Origin of the sequence: Vibrio sp. MOR3 (assembly GCF_001557775.1) — a bacterium.
GTDB classification, from domain to species: Bacteria; Pseudomonadota; Gammaproteobacteria; order Enterobacterales; family Vibrionaceae; genus Vibrio; species Vibrio jasicida.
Map to the genome: position 1 here is coordinate 211,406 of NZ_LNRD01000005.1, position 23,977 is coordinate 235,382.

Sequence of the window (23,977 nt, forward strand, 5' to 3'; positions counted from 1 at the left end):
CCTTTTAGTACGAATAAGAGTAACTAATTAACGTTTGACCGCAGTGACGCTGAACATGTGCCAATGTTTTGCATTGCCGAGAGCAGTGCTGCCATCTTCATCCCGCTCATGGAAGTGGAGAATGTCATATCCTTCAAACAATGCTTCGACTTGCTCTCTGGTGAACGCACTGATGTCTGGATGCGTTTTGGCTTTGACCCAAGAGTCTTTCACGCCCAGTAAATCCCCACAAAAAACACCGCCGGAGACTAAGGCTGAGTCGATTCTTCGCCATACGCTTTCAAAGTGCTCACTAGGGCAAAAGAACAAACTCGCACTGGCAATGAACAAGCTGCATGGCGGGTAATCAAAGTCACTAAAGCAAGACTGCGATATGGAAAAGTTAGGATTGCCTTCGAAACGCGTCAAGCAAGTTTCCACCGCATCTTGATGAGTGTCAAACGCGTAAACGGTAAAGCCTTGATTGAGGAGGTAGTTGGAATCTCGACCGGTACCGCATCCTGCATCAATGGCGATTTTGTTGTCGAGCGTAAGCAGATTGGCGGCACGTTCTACGTTTGGTCGGTGAGGTTGGCTCGCAACCTTTTGGTAGTATTCGTTCCATGTTACTGACATTGAGATTCCTTTCTTATGTGTAAAAACGCTACTCAGTGCTGAATAGCGTTTTGATTTAGACTAGCTGACGTTATCTTTCGCTGGGAAGCTAAAGCTGATCCTCGATTGGCAGGATGCCCGAGAACCAAGCGCCCATTTTTCTCCACACACTGGCTTCTGGCTCTGAATCAAATTCTTCGCCTGTTGCTTGATCAATCCATGCGATATCACCATCTTTGATGATGAGTTGATAGGCATTTTCTTTCAACTGCTCTGGCAAAACGGTTTGTTGTTTTTGCACGTACTCTGGTTGCTCTATAACTACGCCCATCTCTGTATTGAGCTCAGCCGAACGCGGATCCCAGTTCATCGAACCTACAAACAAGGTTTTCCCATCGATCATCATGGCTTTGGCGTGCAGACTCGCTCGGCTGCTACCGGTTAAGCTCCATTTACTTTTAATTTTCGCACTGGCTTTTACTTCCCAAAGTTTAATGCCCGCTTTGACCAAATCTTCTCGGTACTTGGCGTACCAACCGTGCACAGCAAATACATCGTTTGATGCCAAGCTATTCGTCACGATGGTGATATCTATCCCGCGTTTTGCCGCATCAGTCAGAGCTTTTGTTCCGGATTCTGTCGGCACAAAGTAAGGGGAAATTAGAACAAAAGAATCTTCAACGTTCTCAAGGAGTTCACCTAAGTTTGCGACCAGTTGGCTTTCTTGAGTGGCAATCTTATCGGGTAAATCGAACCATACTTGGCCTTGTCCCCAATACAGTTTCAGTTTGCCTTGTTGGAGCTCCTCGTACAGGTCTAACTCTTTGAAGTTATAGGGACCGGTAGAAAACTTCTCTTCCAATTTGAGTTTTTTTACTTGCGCTTGAATCGCATCGTCTGCCACTTTTTCAGACTCAGGCACAATCCATTCCATTGGGATGGCATAGAGACTATTCCAATACAAATCGAATTGGTCAGCAGTTTGCGTCACGGCCTCGCCATAAAGCATCAAATCGAAATCACCAAACTCGACATTGGACTCGAAAGAGAAGTATTCATTACCAATGTTTCTGCCGCCGACAATGGCAGACACACTATCGGAAATCAGAGCCTTGTTGTGCATGCGACGATTAAGGCGGTCAAAGTCACTTGCCAGTGCAAATACACGCGCATCTCGATATTGGTGTGGGTTAAACAGTCGGATTTCGATGTTTGGGTGAGCGTTCAGCTCTGCCATTCCTGCATCGTTTCGCTTTTGCATGTCATCTAGAAGCAGGCGAACGCGTACACCACGTTTTGCTGCTTCATACAAACGCCACGTCATTAGCTGACTGGTTTCATCACTGCGGTAGATGTAGTACTGCAAATCTAGGCTTTTTTCGGCAGATTCAATCAGTGCGATTCGAGCTAATAGCGCATCGTTTCCCTGATTAAGAGGGTAAAAGCCAGTGTCTGAGTTCGGGTCTTTGTCGTAGCTTTCAAAAAATTCTGCCAAAGATGAGTCATTTTGATAACCGAACTGAAAGCTGGTGGATTTCTCACTTGGATCTCTTGGCTGAATTGAGGAGCAAGCCGAGACAAGTACAAGCATTGAACCGAGTAAGGCTTTAGAGAGAGAACGTAGCAATGCACACTTCCTTGTTAATACACAACGTAACTCTTTGATTATATATCAAGCTTTAAATCTGGGTAATGCGAGTGATTGTAGCCAAGTCGCAGATTTCTCAATAAACCAACCGAATCTGAATGACTCGATATGGCTTTTGGAAGGCATATTATTCGGGCGGACAATATCATGTTTTTTACTTATGTTTTGCTCGGAAATGGTCAATATCACTAATATCTGGTGGTAATTACCGATACTGCACTGAGAAAAATTACCGTTTCAGCTTAACTTATTGATATTTAAAGGGTAAAAGTTTGGCATGACGATTGCGTATAAACAGTGAGCGTGAGAGGTCGTAACTTGCGGAGATGGTTAAGTTTTTGTTAATTTTATTAACTTGCCATGGATAGTTCTTTTGTGATTGATAATCGCGAAACACAGCGTAAGCACGGCGCTCTTATAAAGTTGTCTATTTCAGATGCAAACACTCACTGTTTGTCCGCGGGGAGTAGGAGATTGGGTTATCGAACGTTTCGTTTGTTAATTCATCTCTAAGGCTAAGGCCTGACGGGGATGAACAGGAGAATACAAAAATAAAAAAGGATTTTTGATGTTAGCAAAACCAGTATTACGTTGGCTTTTACCCTTCGTCGTAGTTGGTGGTTCTTATGCGGGTTATGCCGCGATTGCCGCTACTGCGCCCGAAAAAGAGTCAATCAAAGACACCATAACTGAACCCACAGTACAAACCTCTTCACTTTTTCCTACCGATCATAAAGTTGTTATCACCAGTCACGGTGAAATGCGTCCATTCGAAAAAACGCACTTAGCAGCGCAAGTTAGCGGTGAAGTGATCAGTTGGCACCCAAATTTTGTGACGGGTGGAATCGTAAAGCGTGGTGAAGTGTTATTCACGATTGAAAGTGATAACTATGAAGCGGCTGTTCTACAAGCAGAAGCGGGCTTGGCAAGTGCACGTGCTGCGTTGATCGAGGAACAAGCCAAAGCGGAAGTCGCAAAACGCCAAGCGAAAAAGTTAAGCGACAAACAAGTCACAGACCTTTACCTACGTAAGCCCCATGTCTTGAGTGCTCAGGCGCAAGTCAAGTCTGCTCAAGCTGCGTTGAAGCGAGCTAACCGCGACCTAGAAAACTGTAAAGTGATTGCGCCATACGATGCACTTGTTGTTGAGCGTGATATCGGTGTGGGGCAGTTTGTCTCTTCCGGCTCTCGCGTTGCAACCTTGAACAATATCGAAGTGGCGGAGATCCACGTTCCTATCGCTGGTTTTGACAGTGCATTCCTTCCTGAATCTTTGAAAGAGCTACGTGCGACTGTAACCCAGCAAGGCATTCTATCGACCACTCGTGAAGGTAAAGTGGTTCGCGATCTCGGCATGATCGACAGTGCGACGCGCATGATCAATATGGTGATTCAAGTTCGTGACCCATATGGTCTAGACAATAATCAGCCACCGATTAAGTTTGGTTCATACGTTGAAGTGAGCTTTACCGGTAAAGAGCTCAAGCACATTTATCGTCTCCCTCAGGAGTTAGTAAAGAACCGCACCGTTTGGGTCGTGAATGGCGAAAACGAACTGCAACCTAGAACAGTTAACGTACTTCGTGCAGAAGGTGAGTTCCTACTTGTGGGGGAAGGTCTTGAGCAATCAGACAAGTTGGTTCTGACGTTACCTGAGTACCCGCAAAAAGGCATGGCTGTCCAAGTCGCAAAAAAGAATGACGACTCCGAAACCGTCGTACAGTAAGTAGGAGTCAATCATGGAAGAGAATCAACAAAAAGGCATCATTGCCTATTTTGCGAACAACTCTGTCGCCGCGAACCTAATGATGGTGTTCATCATCGTAATGGGTATCGTGAGCTTCATGTTCATTCAACGACAAATGTTCCCGAACGTTGAAGTTAACTACATCAACATTCGAGCAGCTTATCCTGGTGCCTCTCCGCAAGAGATTGAAGAGAGTATCTTGGTTAAAGTCGAAGAATCGATCAAAGACGTCACTGGCATCAAAAAGACCGTGGCACGAGCTTCTCGAGGCAGCGCTTATGTATCGATAGAAGTGGATGTGAATGCTGACATCAAACGCGTATTGGACGATGTAAAGCAACGGGTAGATACCTTATCTAACCTTCCTGCAGGCATGGAACCCATCAACGTTTATCAGGTGGAATGGCGACAAGAGGTGATAGAAATGGGCTTGGTGGGTGATAGACCACTGGAAGAGCTCAAACCTATCGCTAAACAAGTCGAAGACGAATTACTCCAACTGAAAAATGTCATGCTGGTGGATCTTAATGCACCAGAAGAAGAGATTGCTATCGAAGTTGATCCGCTGATTCTTCGTAAATATGACTTAACATTAAGTGATGTGAGCAACGCGATTCGTCGTTACTCAGCGAACTTTTCTGCAGGTGAAGTAAAAACCAACGCAGGCATGATCGCAGTACGTATTGAGAACCAATACTACCGTGGTGATGAGTTCCGCAATATTCCAGTTAAGCTTGGCGCAAACGGTGCAAAAGTTCTGCTACAAGACATCGCAACGATTAAAGACGGCTTCACAGAAGAAGACCGTTACTTCGAATACTCGGGGCAAAACGCGATCTACATGGCGGTTCAAGCCACGCGTGATCAAAACATCATCCCAGTTGCTGAATCCGTTCGTAACTACATCGAAGCAAAGAACAAAAACTTACCTGATGACATTCAACTGAAAGTTCTCGTTGATATGACCTACTACCTAAATGGTCGTCTCGACATGATGCTGAAAAACCTTCTTCAAGGTGCCGCGTTGGTTGCCATCATGCTCTCGGTATTCCTTCGTTTCCGCTTAGCAATGTGGGTGATGTTGGGGCTACCAGTGTGTTTTTTAGGCGCAGTAATGATGATGCCAATGCTGGGTATCACCGTGAACATTGTGTCTTTGTTTGCCTTTATCATGGTGCTCGGTATCGTGGTGGATGACGCCATCGTAACCGGGGAAAGTGCCTACAGTGAGATCGAAGAGAAGGGCGGTGGTGTTGAGAACGTTGTGACGGGTGTTAAGCGTGTCGCGACTCCGGCAACCTTTGGTGTGTTAACCACGATAGCGGTGTTTGCCCCATTCCTACTCTCAAGTGGGATTGATAGTGCCTTCTTCTACGGCATTGCGGGTGTGGTGATCCTGTGTCTAATCTTTAGTTTGATTGAATCGAAGCTGATTCTTCCCGCTCACTTAGCGCACACTAATTTCAAACCGATTAAGCCTGGTGGTTGGCGTGATAATTTCAACAAGCGCTTCTTCGGCTTTGTTAATGGTCCTTACCGAAGCTTCGTTAAGGTTTGTACTCATTGGCGTTGGACCGTGTTTGCTTTCTTCTGTGGTCTGTTGTTGATTAGTGCTGCTTTAGTTAGCTCGAACTATGTGCGTGTGATTCCAAGCCCTAAAGTACCAACGGATTATCCGGCGATTACGATTGAGATGAATGACACGGTATCGAGCGAGCAAACCATCAATGCGTTAAAAACCATTGAAGGCGTGATGCAGAAAATCGAAAACCAGATCATTGATGAGCATGGTCAGGGGATGATTCGTGATGTGCTTTCTTATAACCGAAGTCGTACTGAAGGTCGTATTCTTGTACCGCTTGTGGATGAAGAACTGCGTCCATTCAATACCTTTGAACTTGCACGTCGCTGGCGTGAGGCAATGCCAGTTATTCCGGGCATGAAGAGCTTTAAGATCCGTGAGCAAAGTGCAGGTGGCGGTGACCGCGACGAGTTTGGTTACTTGCTGTTTGGTTCGGACATTAACGAGCTAAACGAAGCAGGTCGCTATTTGATTGGTCGCCTCCAGCAAGAAGAAGGTCTGTACGATATTTCTTCGTCTATCGATTCCGGTAGTAAAGAGGTACTGCTATCACTAGCTCCTGTCGCTTATGATTTGGGCTTGGATCTCACGATGATCGCAGAGCAAGTGGGTGGCAGTTTCTACGGTGGTGAAGCGCAGCGCATTATTCGTGATGGCGAAGAAATTAAGGTTATGGTGCGTTACCCGCAACTGACGCGTGAAGCCTTCTCATCACTGCGTTACGCTGTGATTACCACACCAGCAGGCAAAAAGGTCATGCTTGGTGATGTGGTGAAGATCAACGAGCAACCGGGTGTGAGTACCATTCGACGTGAAGGCGGTTATCAAACCGTTTATGTCTATGGCTCTATAGATGAAGAGTTGGTTGAACCTCAAGAAGTCGTGAAAGTCATCGACGACAACATCTTACCGGACATGAAGCAAGCCTTCCCAAGCGTGAAAACGGAATTGGGTGGTGACATCGAAGAGCAAGCTGCGCAGCGTAACGAGCAAATCATGTTCTTCATTGCAGGCATGATCATCGTATACATCTTGCTGGCTGTGCCGCTTAAGAGCTACACCCAACCGCTTATCGTCATGTCGGTGATTCCGTTTAGCTTAACGGGGGCGATTTGGGGACACTTCTGGCTAGATATGGACATCAGCATGATGTCGACTTTTGGTTTAATCGCGGCAGCGGGTGTGGTTATCAACGATTCCTTGGTGATGACAGATTACGTTAACCAAGTGCGAGAAAAAGGCATGAGCATTAAGCAGGCGGTTGTTGAAGCTGGCTGTGCACGTTTTCGAGCGATCACGCTGACGTCAATTACCACCTTCGCTGGTGTACTTCCTATCATGTTTGAAACCAGTTTGCAGGCGCGTTTTGTTATTCCGATGGCGGTCGCGCTTGGTTTTGCCGTTCTGTTTGCAACTGTCCTTACCTTGATTCTGGTACCTTGTTTGTACCTGATGCTAGAGGATATTAAAAACATCTTCCGCATTATTAAACGATTCTTTGGTCGTTTGATAGGTAAGTTCAAATCACAGTCATCAAACACGGTCGGTAACGAAGGCACGCAAAGCTAGTTTCACCTAAAGCGAAAATCTAAAGCAGCCTTCGGGCTGCTTTTTTTGTGCCTTAAGCGAACTGAAATGGACTATCTATACTATAAGTTGTGTGAATGGTTAAATATTCATAAATACCGTTGGTTAATTTGACACTGTGTGTGTGAAATTCGCCATTGAGCAGATGGTAGAAAAATAAACTTTTGTTTAAGTTGTTGATATTAAAGGTTTAAAAAGTTGGCATTCTATGTGCAATGTATAGAATGCAACCCAATGAACTGCTAATCCCTAAGGAGCTTATTATGCAAAGCGTATTTCTATCTACTCTAGGTCTTATTGCTGTAATGTCATCACCAATCGCTGCTGCTAACACTCTAGACAAAGAAGAGTGGAGTGCGGATTTACGTCAAGAATTTACAACAATGAAGCATGAGGCGGTTGCGGACATCCAACAAATGAACATGGACGCTATTGATGAACGCGATGAACGCATTGTTAAACACATCAAAGAACAACAAGCTCAACTGGTAAAGATCAAATGCCAGAAGACAGAGGCAACCAAGTCATAGCCTCTGACGACAAAGATTCCGTGTTAGTCACAAGGACGAGTGATTAACCAGAGTGCATCCGATACAAGCACGACGTTAGTGAGCAGTCAGCGTCAACCTTGTTGCTCTATTTGCCAACCTATTAATGGGTTGGCTTTTTTATGCCTGTTGGTTGAGGAGGGGGCGCTAAAACTGGGAATTGAGTAGGAGAAATACGGCAGATAGAAAAAAGCCCGCGAAGAATACCTTCACGGGCGAAAAAAGGGCACCAAATTGGGTGTCTATTCATTTTGGAGATGGTCGAACGTCCATATCATACTGACAATAGGCTTGGTGAGAGGCTTACCACCAGTGCGACCAACGAGGCTAAAGTTAACATTGTTGTAATCATTGTTAAAATGTTAATTCTTCAATCAATGATTTCATTATCGTTAGTTCAAATTGTGAATGTGTTGTCTGTGTGTATTTATACTGTGCTAAATGTCGTTTTTGATAATAAAACTTATCATAAACCCTATAGTGATCATTGGGGTTGGTTATATAAAACTCGACATACCGCATTCTCAATTGTTCATATTTGCACTTAATGCCACATAATAACTCTGCATTTGTTAAGTGTTTGTGTTGTTTTTAACGCTTTTCACTGAAAACAAAAAGAGCGACCTAAGCCGCTCTTGTTCATTTTGATAAATTTACTTATCAGTCGTTTTAGATCTCTTCGTGTTTATGGACTAGGCCGAAGTCAGCTAAAATGGCATACGCGGCAGGGATCATAAATAACACCAGCAGAGTGGATGCGAAAATACCAAACACGATGGAGATAACCAGTGGTTGGATAACCTGTGCTTGCAGGCTGGTTTCAGTCAGTAACGGAAGCAAACCTGCTGCAGTGGTCATTGATGTCAGGAATACTGCTCTAAAGCGTTCCCGACTGGCTTTGACTACCGAGTCGTGCACATTATCTCCTTCATCGACATGATGGCGTATGTACTGAACTAACAGAATCGAGTCATTCACCACAATCCCCGCTAGTGAGACAAAGCCCATCATACTCGGCATACTTAATGAGTGACCGAGTAGGATGTGTCCCCATACCACGCCAATAAAGGCGAGTGGAATCGCAAGCATGACCACGAATGGTTCCAAATAACTGCGGAACTGGTAACTCAAAATCGCAAACACGCCAAACAAACCAAGCAAGAAGCCTTTACCCATTGATGCGCCAGTTTCAGCGGTATCTTTGGCTTCACCTTCAAAATCGAAGCGAAGGCCAGGATACTTTTGCATAAGCTTTGGCGCTTCATCCTGTTGGAACTGACGAATGATAGCTGTCGAGTTGGCTTTCGTATTGTCGATATCGCCGAATACGCTAATGGTGCGCAAGCCATCGATGCGCTGGATACGTACGTAGTTTCGCTGGAAATCCAAAGTTGCAATGGTCGCGAGTGGGATTTGACTGCCATCGGACAAGATAATTGGGAAGTTTGCCAATTGCTGTAAGTCGCCGGCTTGTGCTTTATCGAGACGAACTTCGATGGAAATGTTTTCTACTCCAACTTGGATCTCGTCTGCAGTTTGGCCAAAGAATGCTGCACGCAATTGATTGGCGATGAGTTGGCCGTTAATCCCGTAAGCTTCTGCGCCCGGACGCAGTTTAACCAAGACTTCTTCTTTACCCATACGCATGTCGTCCAATACGCCATGGACACCGTCAAACTCATTCAGGTATTGCTGAATATCGATAGAGGCCGCTTTGAGCGCATCCAGATCATCATGTTTTGCTCGAATTTCAATCGCTCGTCCACCTGGCCCCATGGTCGGTTGTTTAAATACCAGTGAGATAGGATCGGCAAGTTCACCAATGTCTTCGCGCCATGCATCGATAAATTCATCGATAAGTGTGTTACGACTCTCGGCGCCCAGCAAATCCAGACGCACCGTGGCAATGTGAGGGCCAGATTCATTAGCGTCGGCGTTAGCATTGAATTGACTGGTGATGTGCAGAACCAATGGATTGCCGTCTTCCACTTTTTCTGTCCATTCTTTATCTAGCTTTTGAGCGGAAGCGACGATCTTATCGACGACAGCTTCAGTTTGAGACAGAGAAGAACCCGGAGGAAGAATAATGCGCGCTTCTGCAATGTCGCCATCCAACTCAGGGAAGGGTTGAAACTTAAGCAAACCACCTACTAGCGTGGCAGCGGAGATAAGAAGTAATGCAACCACGCCACCCATAAAGGCATAGCGATACTCGACCACTTTATCCACTGCGTTGACCAAGGTGGTGTTGCGGAAGTTTTCAAAAGAAGCGAGCAGCTTTTGTTTGAACTTCGGTGTTTTTCGCTCTTGCTTTTGTTTATGCAGTGAATGAGAAAGGTGGTTAGGTAGGATCAAGAAGGCTTCCACCAAACTTAAACTCAGTACGAGGATCAGAACTTGAGGAACCGCTTTAAGTACCGCACCCATTTCACCTTGCAGGAATAACAAGCTACCGAAAATACACACCGTGGTTAGGAAGGAAGAAATCACCCCCGGTAGTACCTTTTTCACCCCTTTAATTACGGCATCATCTATCTCTTCTCCTCGGTCGAGGTGAGCGGCAATCGATTCGGCAATAACGATGGCATCATCCATCATGATACCGATGGCCATGAGTAACCCAACCAAAGACATGATGTTGATGGACAGACCAAGTTGCGCCATCAGAAATAACCCACCTAAGAAGGCAACGGGTAAACCAGCTGCGACCCAAAAGGAATAGCGAAAACTAAAGAACAACCACATGGTGGCGAAGACCAAGATGATACCCTGCCAACCGTTTTTGACCATCATGGTCAGGCGATCCCAAAGTACGGATGAAAGATCATTGGTCATTTGTAGCATCACACCGTCTGGCGCAATAGCTTGTTGTTCTTCGACAAATTGAGCAACACGTTCTTTGATGCGCAGTGCATCGTCTTCTTTGTTTTTGCTGACTTTTAGTAGGGCAGAAGGGTGACCATCAAAGAGGACTTTTTGTTCGTCTAGCTCGAAGCGGTCTGTGATGGTGGCAATATCGCGCAGTCGAATGATAGAGCCATTAGGGCCTGATCCGACAACGATCGTTTCCAGCTCTTCTGGCGTCACGCGTCGTTCGTCAAAGCGGATCAGAAAGTTCTTATCTGGCGTTTCGACATTACCACTTGGCAACTTGACGTTTTGACGACCAATCTGCTCAGCAATATCGCCAACACTCAAGCCAAGTTGGCGAATAGCTTGAGTGTCTAGCTCTACTCGGTATTGGTGGTCGGAAAAGCCAGCAACTTCAACCAAAGACACATCGTAATCGAGCTTTAACGTGCGCTTAAGTTGTTCTGCATAGGCTTTTAGCTCTGGCCATGTGGTGTCTGCGGTAATGGCAACGTCGACAACGGGCTCGTTCCAATCAAGCTCTTGCACCATTGGAGATTCAATCTCTTGAGGGAAGTCGTTAATAGAGTTGATTTGAGTTTGTACATCGACCAGCATGCGGCCAATATCAGCATCTTCATTCAGCTTTAAAATCAGTCTTGCTGAGCCCTCTATCGCTTCACATTGTGTTTCTTCAATGTTCGCGAGTCCATCGACGGCGTCTTCCATGCGTACACAGATGCTCTCTTCTACTTCTTGTGGAGAGGCTCCGGGATAAACTACGCCAGCCATGATGTAGGGCGGATCAAACTCCGGAAAGGTTTCACGCTTAATCGTAGATAGTGAAGATATCCCCAATATTAATAGCGTCAGCATCAACAAGTTGGCTGCGGTTGGGTGTTTGGCGAAGAATCGGATCATGAATCAGACTCCTCGGCTTTCTGTTCTGACTCAGGTGCGGCTTCTTTTAACAACATACCGTTAATCGCAGGCAGCAGGTCGTTGATGATAAGCTTTTGACCTTGCTCAAGATCGCCGTCGATCACCACGTGATTATCACGGCGATAGAGAACTTCTACAGCCACAATATTTAAGCGATTGTCTTCACCCATCAAGTAGATTTTGTCGCCATGTAAGGCTCGTTCAGGAATAACCCAGCTCGGATTCTCTTGCCCTTCAATGAGCGAGCGTACAAACATGCCATTAACCAGTGGCGGCGCAGAAGTCGGATTGAGTGAGCGGTAGTCTTGTTCGATTTCCAGAATCACTCCAGCGGTGGCTTGGCTTGGGTCTACCGTTTCGCTGATTCGAGCAACTTTAGCTGGCCAAGTTGCGGATAAATTGCCGCTGTTAAGCTCAATCGTGGCATGAATGGCTGACATGTCTGGGCGCGGAATACCCGATTCATCACGGCCAAATTCCCCAATACTGGAAGTCAGTGTCTGCATGTCATGAATGGACAATTGCGCTTCAACTTCCATCACGTCAATGCCATGCGCCGTCACCATGGTTTGTTGAAGGTTCACTACTTGGTTCTGTTCTATCTCGACTTCCGAGATGCGCAAATCGTAAGGCAGAGTAATGATGGTTTTATCGAGAGAGCGCTTTGTCTCGTCAACTTTTGATGCATTGACTTTGACTAACGCTTCCGCAACCCGCTTTTCATCTGGCATTAATCCGATTTGGTTTTCGATGTCCAAAACCAATTTGCGTTGAGAGAGTGCGCTTTGCTCTTGTTGATCAACATCCGATTGAGACGTTAAGCCTTTCTTACGCAGGTTTTGTTTGCGGTCTAACTCTTTGTTGGCGATAACCAAACGGTTTGCTTCGATCTTGAGTGTACTTTTGAGGTTGGCTTCTTCTTGAGTCAGCTTAGCCAAAGAGGTTTCGGCAGATTTGAGGTCGGCTTGAGCTTGAACCAATTTCAATTCGTAATCGAGAGGATCGATTCGCAAGATTTCCGTTCCTGCTTGCAACACCTGTCCTTTTTCCAGTTGCGGATGACGGTAAACAACTTTACCGGTCACTTCGGCTATCGCTTTCCATTCAACTTTCGGAGCGATTTTACCAAAGCCAACTGCGACAGGTGCTATCGCCTTAAGCTCTAGTGGAATTGTCTCGACCAGCCTTGCTCTATCACCTGCGGGTTTAACGGGTAAGTCTGGTTTAAGGCTAATCGCAAGAAAGAGGATAATGACGCCGACAGCAAGAGCAGGAAAGAACAGAAGCTTTTTATTGATTTTCATATTGGTCGCCCGAGTCTAGAAATCCATGTTTCATCAGTTGTATGTTGTGTTCGAATAATCGGTTCAAGAAGGCTTCAGAAAGCTCAATGCCATGAATCGCAAGTAAGGCCGGTGGTGCCATAAATGGGAACACCATGAGACTAATATAAGAAACGCGGCACAGTTGTGGGTCGGCGTCTTTTCGCAGAACGCCACTATCGATGAGCTTATCGAACATAATGCCTTGCATCGGCTTGCTGATGTCAGCAAAGACTTTTTCTAGTAACTTACGTTGAGTCTCTGAGGGGGGCATATGCATGACTTGAGCAATCAAGCGGGGGAATTGCGGTACTTTGATCATCTCACGATAGTAGGTACGCATTAAGTCGAGGAAGTTCTTTTCATTACTGTCAGACAATAAGGCCTGCATTTGCTTTTGCATCGGTGACAGCGTTTCACGCAGCATGGTCTCAAATAACCCTTCTTTGTTGCCAAAGTAGTAGCGAATCATCGCCACATTCACCCCTGCCTTTTGTGCCACCAAACGGGTAGACACTTTGTCGTAGGCCATGATGGTGAAGAGTTCGCGTGCATGGAAAATTAGCTTTTCACGTGCGTCGACTTTATCTGTGGGTCTTCCCGCCTTTCGATGAACTTGCGTCACAATCGTCTCTCAGAATATTAAACATATGATTAATTATAAGGTGCTGATTTCTTATACGACATGTGAAAAATTAATCAGTATTTAATCAAGTGATTAATTTGTGAAGGAGAGACACAAAAAAAGAGCAGTTAGACCTGCTCTTGGATATTTGGTGAAGAGGGTAAGTGATGTTGAGCTGTTTTACCCCCAACTCAACACAGTCCAATTCGGTCTATCGGCTTGTTCTTTTAGGCGAGGGCATGGATTGACCAGATAGGCGTAACCGGCGTATTCACACAGTGGGAAGTCGTTGATCGAATCTGTATAGAAATGAATGTCTGAATAGGTCTCAGGTTGAGTCTCTAGCCACTGTTTTAAGCGTGTAACTTTGCCTTCGCGATAACTCGGGATACCTTCTATTTCAGCGGTGTAGCCGTTGTCTTGTTCGACTAAATCAATCCCGAGCGCGTTAGGGATACCGATACGTCGACCAACCGCTTCAACCAAAAAAGTGACACTGGCAGAGATGATGACCATATCAATCTCATCACGAGACAGTTGTTCAATCAGTGTTTTGGCTTGCGGGAATTGTTTAGCCAGAATATGGTTTTCAACGCACTCTTCCACCAAGGCGTTGACCTGTTGAATCGGCATGTTTTCTAGCGGCTTCATGGAGAACGTTAGGTAATCTTCCATGTCCATTTTGCCTTCTGCGTACAAGCCCATTAGACGCTTATCTTCCTCAATAAAGTTAGGCGCAATGGCGATACCTTTCTCGACCATAAATTCATTCCAAATCATTGCGCAGTCAGCGTTGATTAAGGTTTCATCCAGATCAAAAACATACAAAGGCTTGGACATAGTTGGCTTCTCACAGTTTGGATTGAGGTCGATGTAACGTGTCGGTCAGTATAGAGCGAGGTTTACGAGTGTGGGACGTATGCTAACGACAAACTGTGACGGTTTCGTTGTACTTTTTCTGACCACGACAAAACTTAATGACTAAGTCGTGGGATGAAGCATTTCTGACTTGGTGATAGAAGGCTACAATACAGAGGTACTTTAGAAACCGCGTACTTTAGATATATGGCGTCTTTCGAACCTGATCTCAATATTGTGTACTGAATACAGTCTTGTCTTTGAGTGATAATAGCGCCACTCGCGCAAAGCGAACGTTAAGAAAAATACAAAAAGAATCCCCGATATGAACCAGTATGTAAATGATCCATCCAATTATCAGTTGTTAATTAAAAACTTGCTGTTTTCCCCAGTTGCTTTCAACCCCGAGCAAGAAATCGTCTACGCGAACCACCGTCGTCACAGCTATAAAACGTTTCATGACCGTGTGAGACAGTTTGCAAACGCACTAACCAAAATGGGCGTGAAGAAAGGTGATACGGTAGCGGTAATGGATTATGACTCACACCGTTATCTTGAATGCTACTTTGCCATCCCGATGATTGGTGCAAAGCTACACATGATCAACGTACGTTTGTCTCCAGAGCAGATCCTTTACACCATCGACCATGCAGAAGATGACATTATCTTGATCAACGAAGAATTTCTGCCAATTCTGGATCAGATCAAAGGTCGTATTGATACTGTTACGCGTTACGTGGTTTTGCGCGATAACGATGAATGTGAATACGAGCGCCTTCTGGAGCAAGAAAGTACGGAATACAACTTTCCTGATTTCGATGAGAATACCGTTGCGACCACTTTCTACACGACAGGTACGACGGGTTTCCCTAAAGGCGTGTTCTTTACTCACCGCCAACTGGTTCTCCATACTATGGGTATATTGAGCACCATCGGCACCAATGCGTCACAAGGTCGACTGCATCAAGGTGATATCTACATGCCGATTACGCCAATGTTCCACGTCCACGCATGGGGGCTTCCGTACATGGCGACCATGCTTGGCGTGAAACAAGTCTACCCGGGCAAATATGTACCAGATGTTCTGCTTAACTTGATTGAACAGGAGAAGGTGACGTTCTCGCACTGTGTGCCAACCATCCTGCATCTGTTGTTGAGCTCACCAAAATCCAAGTCGATGGATTTCTCTGGTTGGAAAGTCGTGATTGGTGGTGCTGCGCTACCGAAAGCATTGTGTAAATCAGCTCTTGAGCGCGATATTGATGTGTTTGCGGGTTACGGCATGAGCGAAACAGGACCAATTCTGTCTATTGTTCAACTGACTCCTGAGCAACTCGAACTCGACCTAGATCAGCAAGCGGAGTACCGCTCTAAAACGGGTAAGAAAGTCGCGCTGGTAGACGCTTACATTGTTGATGATGAAATGAACAAGCTCCCCCACGACGGCGAAAGTGCGGGTGAGATTGTGGTTCGCGCTCCTTGGTTGACTCCGAGCTATTACAAAGACAACAAGAACTCGAAAGCCTTGTGGCGTGGTGGTTACCTACACACTGGCGATGTCGCGCATATCGATCATGAAGGCTTTATCAAGATTACCGACCGCGTAAAAGACATGATTAAGATTTCTGGTGAGTGGGTCAGTTCTTTGGAGCTGGAAGACATTCTACACCAGCATCAGGCCGTGTCGGAAGTCGCCGTGATTGGCATGCCTCATAACAAATGGGGCGAGGTGCCGTTGGCATTAGTGACGCTAAAAGATGATGCAGAAGTAACGGAGAAAGAGTTGTTAAGTTTCGCCAAAGACTTCATCAGCAAAGGCATTCTAGCCAGAGAAGCGTTACTACTGAAAGTGAAGATGGTTGACGATATTGCGAAAACCAGCGTCGGTAAAGTGGATAAGAAAGAGCTGCGTAAACTTCATCTGTAAAGTAGTGAAGCTGTTTGCATCCAACCCATAATATTCGGCCCCGATACATAACTTGTATCGGGGCCGATTTTTATCTAGTGACGCGAAAGTCTTGGTCTTGGTTGTGTATTAAATCAAACCTTGTTCTTTCGCCATGTGGTTAGCGATGCTCGGCGCTTTCCAGATGCTTGGAAGCAGTATGAAAGACACAGGAACAGCTGTAATCACGATGAAAGACTGCAATGCCGAGATACCGCCAGAGCCCATCGAGATAAGCGCGATCGCCACCACACCCATCATTAAGCCCCAGAACGAGCGGATCACTGCGTTTGGTTCTGTAGAGCCAGTCATTACCACACTTATGGTGTATGTCATTGAGTCACCTGTTGTCACGATGAACGTCGTGGTCAGGATCAAGAACAATACTGAAATCACCATCGGAAATGGTAGCTCAGAAGTAATTGCAAGCAGAACGGCAGGCAAGTTAAAGCCCTCAAATGCCGATGAAATCAAACCTGGGTTTTCTAGCTCGAACGCCAAGCCACTGCCACCAACGATGCTGAACCAGAAACACGTGATCAATGGTGCAGCAATGCTGATAGAAAGGATTAATTGGCGAATTGTACGGCCGCGTGAGATTCGCGCGATGAAAATTGCCATCATCGGACCGTAACCAATGAACCAGCCCCAGAAGAAGACTGTCCACCAACTTAGCCACTCGGTGTCACCACGGTAAAGCGCCATTGGGAAGAAGTTATCTACCATGCGGCCAATGCCTTGCACGTAACCATCCACAATAAAGCTGGTTGGGCCGAAGAACAGGATGTAACCAATTAGAGCCACAGACAACACGATGTTGTAACGGCTCACAAGCTGGATGCCTTTGCTCACGCCGCTTAGCGCTGACAAGGTGTACATCAAAATCGCAGCGACGATCACTAAGCTTTGAGTAACAAAGGTATCAGGTAAGCCAAATAGCGAGTTCAGGGCGTAACTGATCTGCAAACCTAAGAAGCCAATTGGACCAATAGTACCTGCGGCTACAGCGATAATGCTGCATGCGTCAGCGACGTCGCCAATCCAACCGTTGATCGCTTTGTCACCAAATACTGGGTAAAGCAGGGTACGAGGTTTGAGTGGTAAGCCCTTATCGTAGTGAAGGTGCATCAAAACGACTGAAGAAAGACAACCTAGGATAGCCCAAGCAAGGAAACCCCAGTGCATGAAAGACTGAGAAAGAGCATTGATTGCAGATGCTTTTGGCGACGCTTCGCCATACAGAGGTGGTGCAGAAACAAAGTGGGCGATAGGCTCTGCAGCAGCCCAGAATACACCGCCACCAGCGAGTAGGGTACAAAGTACGATCGACAGCCACTTGAAGGTGTCGATATCAGGTCTCGTTAAACCGCCTAAACGTACGTAACCCGTACGACCTAGTGCAATAGCCAAACCAATGAGGAAATTCAGAAGGAGTAATACTTGCCAGAAGGCACCGAAGTATTGAGTCGCAAACCCAAAGCCTGCGTTGACCATCGCGGTCAGAGATTCTGTATTTGTTAAAGCGAGCAGAACAAAGACAGTAAGGAAGCTACCACTTAACCAAAATACAGGGTTAGTGAGTTCAAGGCGCTTGATAAGGGAAGGAGGATGAATAGCAGAATAGTCTGCCTCCTGAATAGGAGCATGAGAGGCGGCATTCGTCATATTTGACATAATTACTTCGCTTTTTAGGGCTCGGAAGCCGTGCATTTCCCTCACACAAATAGGTCGAAAAGTGTGAGGATGATCAAAAAGCCGCTGATACTAGCACGTTGAGCACCTCAATATAACCGTAGATTCGGAATAATTGTCTACGTAAGCGGCAAATTACTGATTTCTAGGTAGAGATTTTTTGCGTGAAGTGCGCCGCATTTCGTATGTAAATGACATTTCCCTTATTCTTGTAAGGACACCGCAGGATTACATTGAGCCAACCTGTTCTAATAAAAATTAAAGGTCTTACCCTATGGCTCATTTTGAACTCAATGGACAGTGGCAACTTACCTCGCCACAGCGTCCAGACATCAATATTCCGATGACTTTACCTGGCGATAATGTCTCTGCACTTTTGCAAGCAGAGCTTATTCCTAACCCATATGTGGCAGATAATGAATCCAAGGTTCGTTGGATTGAAGAATGCGATTGGCATATTGAACGCGAGTTTGCTGTCGATGGTTCTGTGCTCTCTGCCAAACAAGTGTGGATGACGCTAACCCGTGTAGACACCTTAGCGACCTTTTATATCAATGGTGAGCAAGCACTAACTAGCAGCAATATGTTTACCCAGCAACGTATTGATATCAAACCTTACTTAAAGCAAGGCACTAACGCGATTCGAGTTGAGTTTGTCCGTGTGGATTTAGAAGGGCTAGAACGTGCAAAGAAACTGCCATTCCCTATTCCTTCGGCGATGGGGAACAACCAGATCCCGCACATGAACTTGATTCGTAAAACCCAATGTCATTCAGGTTGGGACTGGGGCATTTGCTTGATGGTCTCTGGTATTTATGACCCGATTCTAATTGATGTCGTTGAAGATGTGTGGCTAAAAGGATTCGCGACAGAGCAACAATGGAAAGCTGACGGCAGTGTGCAGATCGATGTCTTAGTCGAAGTTGAAGCGGATACCCAACATCATGAAATTGTTGTTGAATTTGATGGTCAGCGCCAATCGATTCAAACCGAAGGAAGTGGTCACTATCACTGTCAGTTCCATATTTCCAAGCCAAAACGCTGGTGGCCTGCGGGTTATGGCGAAGCGCATCTTTATCCGATAACGGTCGCTTGTGGTGAGCAATCACTGTCACGCATGATTGGTTTGCGAGAGCTGAGTCTAAACAACCAAGCTGATGAGCATGGCTCGGCGATGGAGTTTGTCGTTAACGGTGTACCAATCAATGCTAAGGGTGCAAACTGGATTCCGGTGGACGCCATGCCGGGGCGAGAGTGTGAAAGCCGATACCGCAATCTGTTACAGAGTGCTATCGATGCCAATATGAACATGATTCGTGTCTGGGGTGGAGGCCAATATGAGAGCGAAACTTTCTACAACCTGTGTGATGAATTAGGCCTGTTGGTTTGGCAGGACATGATGTTCGCTTGCTCGCTGTATCCATCCGATGACGATTTCTTGAAAGATGTGGAACAAGAGTTGCGATTCCAAATCCCACGTTTGAAAGAGCACCCTTCGATTGCACTTTGGTGTGGCGATAATGAAGTGATTGGTGCGATTGGCTGGTATGACGAATCCAAGCACAACAAAGTCAAATACACAGTGAATTACGATCGTCTAAATCGAATGATCGAACAAGTCATTGGTCAGCAAGACGATTCACGCCGTTTTTGGCCGAGCTCACCTTGTAATGGCGAGTTGGATTTTGGCGATGCGTGGCATGATGACAGTAAAGGTGACATGCACTTCTGGGACGTTTGGCACTCAGGCAAATCGTTTAATGCTTATCTAAACATTAACCCGCGTTTTTGTTCCGAGTTTGGCTTCCAATCTTGGCCGTCTTTTGCAGAGGCAAAGAAGTTTGTGCCAGAGCAAGACTGGAACGTCACCTCTCCAACGTTTGAGCAGCACCAAAAGAACCCTCGTGGTAACAGTATCATCACAGAGATGTTTACTCGTTACTTCCGCTTCCCATCAGGCTTCGAGGAGATGTTGTACTTAAGCCAAGTTCAGCAAGCGATGGCAATCAAAATTGCTTGTGACCATTGGCGCGCCATCTCTCCAATATGTCGTGGCATGTTGTATTGGCAGCTTAATGACAACTGGCCAGTGAGTTCTTGGTCTAGTTTGGAGTACAGTGGCCGTTGGAAGCAATTACATTACCATGCGAAACGCTTCTTTGCGCCCCAGTATTTGGTGTTCTCAGAGCACACCGGTAAGCTGAGCCTCCATTTGCTAAACGATGCCAAAGAACCCGTTGATGTGAGTGCGCAATTACATTGGGTGAACTGGCAAGGTGAAGTGAAGCAAACTTGGTCGCTAGAGCACACCGTTTCCAGTGACAGCAACATGGTTGTCTGGCAGTTGGATGGGCAGTTTGATTCGTCTGAATTGAAGTCAGGCTTCCTCTACGTAGAGGGACAAGCAGGCGAAGAGCGAATCACGAACACATGGTTTAGCACTCATGAACTGAAAACCCTGCCGATGCAGAAGGCGAACATCAAAGTGACGATAGAAGCCAACCAAATCACGCTGGTGGCAGATAAGCCAGCATTCTTTGTGCATCTAGAAGCGGACACGGATGGTCGATTCTCCGAATCCAGTTTGACGTTACTTGCTGAACAACCTGTAACCGTGACGTTTTTTGGTAAGGATGTGGCGGCGATGGCAGAGTCACTTCGTGTTTACCATTTAATGCAATAAGAAAGCTTAAGCGAGTCGAAGCACAATACACTCAGCAAAAGGGAGCTTACGGGCTCCCTTTATTGTTTCTTGGGTTTGCTAAAACAAATGACGCTTAGCCCAAGTTATGGCCTGCATTCTATTTTTGACTTCTAGTTTTCGAAAAATGCTATATAGATGAGATTTCACCGTGTGCTCGCTCACAAACAAAGAGTCTGCGATATCCAGGTTCGAACCTCCTTGACATAGTGCGGTCAATACCTGCATTTCTCGCCGCGTGAGCTCAATATCGAGCTTACTGTCTAACTCAGTAACGGTGTGATTTAAGTTCATCAAGTAGCCAATCAATCGATTAAGAATGTCTCGAGATAACCAGTTCTCCCCATTTAAGATTCCTTTAAGACCTTTGATTACTTTGTCGAAATCGTCTTCAAAATAAAATAAACCTTTTAGGTTAGACCAGCTGAGTAAACTCTCCACACCTAAGTTTGGTTCGGCATTGACTAATATCGTAGCGTCGACGTGGTGAAGCTCACTCAATGTGACTTTAACATCACAGAGGTCGGGTAGAGAGCTGTCAACGATCGCGACATAGTGTTCGTCATAGTGAACGGGTAGTTCCACATCCGCCCCTTTGGCTAATAAAACGGGTTGCCCTAAGCGCTGCTCGATTGCGGTTTGTAATCCTCTGCCTTGAATATTGTTGAAGGTGAACAATAAAATAGTGTTGTTGGTTGGATTGTCGTACATCATTAGTTTGCCTCCTGTCGAGACTGCATAAATTCATTTCCTACTTGGTGAAAGCGGTAGAGCACCAGATCGAGTAATCCGTCAAAGCAATGTTTCACCATGGGATTTTCAAATATCCTGGCAGCAGGCGCTTTAAAAAAGGTGACTCGCCGATGGTGGTAGAAATCCCGTATAAAAATGTCGAACAAAAGTTGTTTAATCACGGGCTCATGAACAGGAAAGTGGATGATCGCGTTGCCCATTACTTGAATAATGTCAGAGACCAAAAACTTCAAAATTGAGCGGCCTAAATGCCATAGGCTAAGAATCCTGAATTCAGATCTCAGCTCCTGATAAATCATGTGTCCGACTAACATACCTTTACAGTAATAAAGCCGAGCTTTACTTGGGGATTGGTCGAATTGGTTAAGTGTGTCTTCCACGCCTCCTGGCGTTATCAGTTGCTTATGTACAGCGTTGATTTGCTCGAATTCAGACACACTGATTTGGTTGAGGGAGCAACTTTTTACATCGGTAACTTGGTATTCGTACACAATGTCTTTAAAGCTCAAATAAATACTTTTACTTTGAGAAGCTTTGACTCTTTTATACTCGCTGGAGGTGTATTGATATTGTTCTCCGATGAAGTGTGAAAAGGCCAGTCGCTTTAATAGACTCGGTGTAACTTTACCGCTTTCCCACTGGCTTAATGTTGGTTGATTTAAGCTTTCGAAAGCGCTGTAACTCCTTGCTAACTCATCGGCTAACTGGCCTTGAGTCAAACCCCTTTCCTTTCGAATTGCAGCAACAGCATGCGAAAATTCTAACTTGCTAACCATATATCTACGTCCTGAACTCATTATATTTTTTGATTGCTTGAAGCAGCCCGAGATGGGCCAAATTTCTATGTTCTAGATTTTTTAGTGAGGTACATCATTTGGTCAGCATGCTGGATAAGCGCGTCACTGTTACTCCCTTCATGAGGGAAGCGCGCCATTCCGATACTCAAACCGATGTGAACGTTTTGAAAATGGATGAAAATAGGTGCACTACATGCGTGTTGTAGTAAAGACTGAAATTGTTCTAAATCCTTTGTACTTTCTAGGTTGGGAAGACAAAGGATGAATTCATCACCACCAATTCGTGTAGCAAATTGATCGTTACCCAGCAGTTGTAAGATCCGTTGGGCGGTGACTTTCAAAACCTTGTCGCCGGCATCATGGCCGAACTTATCATTCACGGCTTTAAAGCTATCTAAGTCGATGTACAACAGAGTAAACGGTTGAGCGCGTTGTATCTGATGTTCAATTAACTGATGGCCTTTAAAGCGGGAATAACACCCTGTCAGCTCGTCTATCTCGAGCAGTCTTTCTAGTTTTTCGACCTGTTCGTACTGCATTTGCCAAGCGTTTTGCCAATAACGCTCTATAGAAAGCAATCCTTTGTAAATAAAAAGGTTGAACAGGTACAGAAACGTACTCCGAATGGAGAACTCACTTAAACCCTGTAGTTTAAACGGGTCACTACCTGCAACTATCAAATCTATGTTAAAGCAAGCAGCCATTGATAGTGCGTATGCAATTAGCGACCAAAATACGCCAAATTCAATTAAGGCTAAAAGGAGATTGACCGTCACTAACGACGAAAAGAGAAAATGCCCGCCTAAAAAATAATACAGGTAAAAAGTGAGTGTGAATCCGAGGATAAGAGCAATAACCACCGCTTTGTTTTTTTGTTCGAGAACGAAAAAGCGCCCAGCCCAAAGATAAGTTAGGCAGGCGACAGCGGCGAACAGGTAAGGAAGGTATACAACAAATTCTACCCCTCTAATTGCACAAGCGAATAGGGTAATCAGAATGCCCAAACTCGTAGAGCGCATGTAATAGCGCGTAAAAATTTTGGTGAACTGTGTTCTGTCCATAGTTATGTCTCAAAGGAACAGCAAATAATGGGCAGACTAGGAGAGGATTCTGTATGGATTGAGTGTGGATGGATGACTTGTAAAGACGAAACGACTTACCCCGCATGAGTCTGTAAATGCCAGGCGCATGTGCTTTTTTGGGCGTTTTTCTCGTCTGCAAGCGACACTGCATTTCATAAAGTTGCTCGATACCTACTGCCGTTTTTATAAACTATTCTATGAGGCAGGGTTGCATAAAACTATACGGTTTTCGGGAAAATGCCCCGATCTCAATATGTCCGCATAAAAAGTGGGTAAACGGCAAATTTAGTGAGGTAAAACTAGTACTTACATCCTACTAGTGAATTTAAATTCAGTCTAAAGTATGAGGTGTCTACTTGAGTTTTTGATGGATACGGTAACCCATCGCGTAACCAAGATAAAATAGCGCAGCGAGTGTGAAAAAAGCGGATATATAAGCAACAAGATGATTCAACCCCAATCCGAAGGATAGAGTGAATGCGATACCATTTACGGCTTCTACTGGGATCTTGTACCACGCGGAATGCACAGTTGATCCAAATAGAATTAATGTACCAATTAAAAAAAGTGTGCCGACTGTTAAGCCAACCCATCTGCTGCTGTTCATGCGTCTTCTCAAGGGTTACGACGTTCGTAACAAAATATTACAAGACAAGCATTATACAACTGAGTGAGGGGCAAGGTGGTAGCAATATTTGCACGAT

At 45.4% G+C, this 23,977-nt stretch carries 16 protein-coding genes; 5 read left to right on the forward strand and 11 right to left on the reverse strand.

Annotation, left to right across the window (positions count from 1 at the left end; all coding sequences use genetic code 11):
- Nucleotides 1-27: 27 nt before the first annotated feature.
- Complete coding sequence (locus ATB76_RS12815) at nucleotides 28-615, reverse strand: class I SAM-dependent methyltransferase (RefSeq protein ID WP_038864992.1); 588 nt, start codon at nucleotides 613-615, stop codon at nucleotides 28-30.
- Between the two features lie 88 nt (nucleotides 616-703).
- Nucleotides 704-2,221 carry a phospholipase D family protein gene (locus ATB76_RS12820; RefSeq protein WP_061035386.1) on the reverse strand — a complete coding sequence of 506 codons (1,518 nt, stop codon included), beginning with the start codon at nucleotides 2,219-2,221 and terminating at the stop codon, nucleotides 704-706.
- Between the two features lie 589 nt (nucleotides 2,222-2,810).
- Between ATB76_RS12820 and ATB76_RS12825 the strand changes: the two genes are divergently transcribed.
- The 3 genes from ATB76_RS12825 to ATB76_RS12835 all read left to right on the forward strand — a co-directional run bounded on the left by ATB76_RS12825 (nucleotide 2,811) and on the right by ATB76_RS12835 (nucleotide 7,688).
- Nucleotides 2,811-3,968: an efflux RND transporter periplasmic adaptor subunit gene (locus ATB76_RS12825; RefSeq protein ID WP_009706355.1), complete on the forward strand. Its 1,158-nt coding sequence runs from the start codon at nucleotides 2,811-2,813 to the stop codon at nucleotides 3,966-3,968.
- A 13-nt stretch (nucleotides 3,969-3,981) separates the two neighbouring features.
- Nucleotides 3,982-7,140 (forward strand): efflux RND transporter permease subunit, encoded by a 3,159-nt coding sequence (locus ATB76_RS12830; RefSeq protein WP_061035387.1) that lies wholly within the window; start codon nucleotides 3,982-3,984, stop codon nucleotides 7,138-7,140.
- Nucleotides 7,141-7,421: 281 nt separating this feature from the next.
- Nucleotides 7,422-7,688 carry a hypothetical protein gene (locus tag ATB76_RS12835; protein ID WP_005429553.1) on the forward strand — a complete coding sequence of 89 codons (267 nt, stop codon included), beginning with the start codon at nucleotides 7,422-7,424 and terminating at the stop codon, nucleotides 7,686-7,688.
- Nucleotides 7,689-8,375: 687 nt separating this feature from the next.
- Here the strand turns inward: ATB76_RS12835 and ATB76_RS12840 are convergent.
- The 4 genes from ATB76_RS12840 to ATB76_RS12855 form a co-directional block, all read right to left on the reverse strand.
- On the reverse strand, nucleotides 8,376-11,477 hold the full coding sequence (locus ATB76_RS12840) for an efflux RND transporter permease subunit (RefSeq protein ID WP_061035388.1): 3,102 nt from the start codon (nucleotides 11,475-11,477) through the stop codon (nucleotides 8,376-8,378).
- Nucleotides 11,474-12,802 (reverse strand): HlyD family secretion protein, encoded by a 1,329-nt coding sequence (locus ATB76_RS12845; RefSeq protein WP_061035389.1) that lies wholly within the window; start codon nucleotides 12,800-12,802, stop codon nucleotides 11,474-11,476. The genes ATB76_RS12840 and ATB76_RS12845 overlap by 4 nt, the downstream gene beginning before the upstream one ends.
- The gene (locus ATB76_RS12850; RefSeq protein ID WP_038876627.1) at nucleotides 12,789-13,445 is read right to left on the reverse strand and encodes a TetR/AcrR family transcriptional regulator; all 657 of its coding nucleotides are present in this window, start codon (nucleotides 13,443-13,445) and stop codon (nucleotides 12,789-12,791) included. The genes ATB76_RS12845 and ATB76_RS12850 overlap by 14 nt, the downstream gene beginning before the upstream one ends.
- A 180-nt stretch (nucleotides 13,446-13,625) precedes the next feature.
- Complete coding sequence (locus tag ATB76_RS12855) at nucleotides 13,626-14,285, reverse strand: HAD family hydrolase (protein WP_038876630.1); 660 nt, start codon at nucleotides 14,283-14,285, stop codon at nucleotides 13,626-13,628.
- A gap of 343 nt (nucleotides 14,286-14,628) precedes the next feature.
- On the opposite strand from ATB76_RS12855, the gene ATB76_RS12860 reads away from it, so the two are divergent.
- Nucleotides 14,629-16,230 (forward strand): long-chain fatty acid--CoA ligase, encoded by a 1,602-nt coding sequence (locus tag ATB76_RS12860; protein ID WP_061035390.1) that lies wholly within the window; start codon nucleotides 14,629-14,631, stop codon nucleotides 16,228-16,230.
- 108 nt (nucleotides 16,231-16,338) lie between these two features.
- Here ATB76_RS12860 and ATB76_RS12865 read toward each other — a convergent pair whose 3' ends face one another.
- Complete coding sequence (locus ATB76_RS12865) at nucleotides 16,339-17,922, reverse strand: BCCT family transporter (RefSeq protein WP_061035391.1); 1,584 nt, start codon at nucleotides 17,920-17,922, stop codon at nucleotides 16,339-16,341.
- A gap of 292 nt (nucleotides 17,923-18,214) precedes the next feature.
- Between ATB76_RS12865 and ATB76_RS12870 the strand changes: the two genes are divergently transcribed.
- Nucleotides 18,215-20,623, forward strand: coding sequence for a glycoside hydrolase family 2 protein (locus ATB76_RS12870; RefSeq protein WP_061035392.1), 2,409 nt, complete (start codon nucleotides 18,215-18,217; stop codon nucleotides 20,621-20,623).
- Between the two features lie 78 nt (nucleotides 20,624-20,701).
- On the opposite strand, the gene ATB76_RS12875 is transcribed toward ATB76_RS12870, so the two are convergent.
- The 4 genes from ATB76_RS12875 to ATB76_RS12890 form a co-directional block, all read right to left on the reverse strand.
- On the reverse strand, nucleotides 20,702-21,355 hold the full coding sequence (locus tag ATB76_RS12875; RefSeq protein ID WP_038865010.1) for a LuxR C-terminal-related transcriptional regulator: 654 nt from the start codon (nucleotides 21,353-21,355) through the stop codon (nucleotides 20,702-20,704).
- Nucleotides 21,355-22,170 (reverse strand): helix-turn-helix transcriptional regulator, encoded by an 816-nt coding sequence (locus ATB76_RS12880; RefSeq protein ID WP_038865011.1) that lies wholly within the window; start codon nucleotides 22,168-22,170, stop codon nucleotides 21,355-21,357. Before ATB76_RS12880 ends, ATB76_RS12875 begins: the two co-directional genes overlap by 1 nt.
- Before the next feature lie 65 nt (nucleotides 22,171-22,235).
- Entirely contained in the window at nucleotides 22,236-23,252 is a 1,017-nt protein-coding gene (locus tag ATB76_RS12885) for a GGDEF domain-containing protein (RefSeq protein ID WP_038865014.1), read from the reverse strand.
- 373 nt (nucleotides 23,253-23,625) lie between these two features.
- A complete protein-coding gene (locus ATB76_RS12890) occupies nucleotides 23,626-23,880 on the reverse strand; it encodes a hypothetical protein (RefSeq protein ID WP_038865015.1) in 255 nt (84 codons plus the stop codon).
- Between the last annotated feature and the right edge of the window lie 97 nt (nucleotides 23,881-23,977).

Bases quoted from the DNA above. Each gene is read 5' to 3' on its own strand.
- ATB76_RS12845 (WP_061035389.1), bottom strand. From the start codon at position 12,802: ATGAAAATCAATAAAAAGCTTCTGTTCTTTCCTGCTCTTGCTGTCGGC.
- ATB76_RS12825 (WP_009706355.1), top strand. From the start codon at position 2,811: ATGTTAGCAAAACCAGTATTACGTTGGCTTTTACCCTTCGTCGTAGTT.
- ATB76_RS12830 (WP_061035387.1), top strand. From the start codon at position 3,982: ATGGAAGAGAATCAACAAAAAGGCATCATTGCCTATTTTGCGAACAAC.
- ATB76_RS12840 (WP_061035388.1), bottom strand. From the start codon at position 11,477: ATGATCCGATTCTTCGCCAAACACCCAACCGCAGCCAACTTGTTGATG.
- ATB76_RS12860 (WP_061035390.1), top strand. From the start codon at position 14,629: ATGAACCAGTATGTAAATGATCCATCCAATTATCAGTTGTTAATTAAA.
- ATB76_RS12865 (WP_061035391.1), bottom strand. From the start codon at position 17,922: ATGTCAAATATGACGAATGCCGCCTCTCATGCTCCTATTCAGGAGGCA.
- ATB76_RS12885 (WP_038865014.1), bottom strand. From the start codon at position 23,252: ATGGACAGAACACAGTTCACCAAAATTTTTACGCGCTATTACATGCGC.
- ATB76_RS12870 (WP_061035392.1), top strand. From the start codon at position 18,215: ATGGCTCATTTTGAACTCAATGGACAGTGGCAACTTACCTCGCCACAG.
- ATB76_RS12855 (WP_038876630.1), bottom strand. From the start codon at position 14,285: ATGTCCAAGCCTTTGTATGTTTTTGATCTGGATGAAACCTTAATCAAC.
- ATB76_RS12835 (WP_005429553.1), top strand. From the start codon at position 7,422: ATGCAAAGCGTATTTCTATCTACTCTAGGTCTTATTGCTGTAATGTCA.
- ATB76_RS12890 (WP_038865015.1), bottom strand. From the start codon at position 23,880: ATGAACAGCAGCAGATGGGTTGGCTTAACAGTCGGCACACTTTTTTTA.
- ATB76_RS12815 (WP_038864992.1), bottom strand. From the start codon at position 615: ATGTCAGTAACATGGAACGAATACTACCAAAAGGTTGCGAGCCAACCT.
- ATB76_RS12880 (WP_038865011.1), bottom strand. From the start codon at position 22,170: ATGGTTAGCAAGTTAGAATTTTCGCATGCTGTTGCTGCAATTCGAAAG.
- ATB76_RS12875 (WP_038865010.1), bottom strand. From the start codon at position 21,355: ATGATGTACGACAATCCAACCAACAACACTATTTTATTGTTCACCTTC.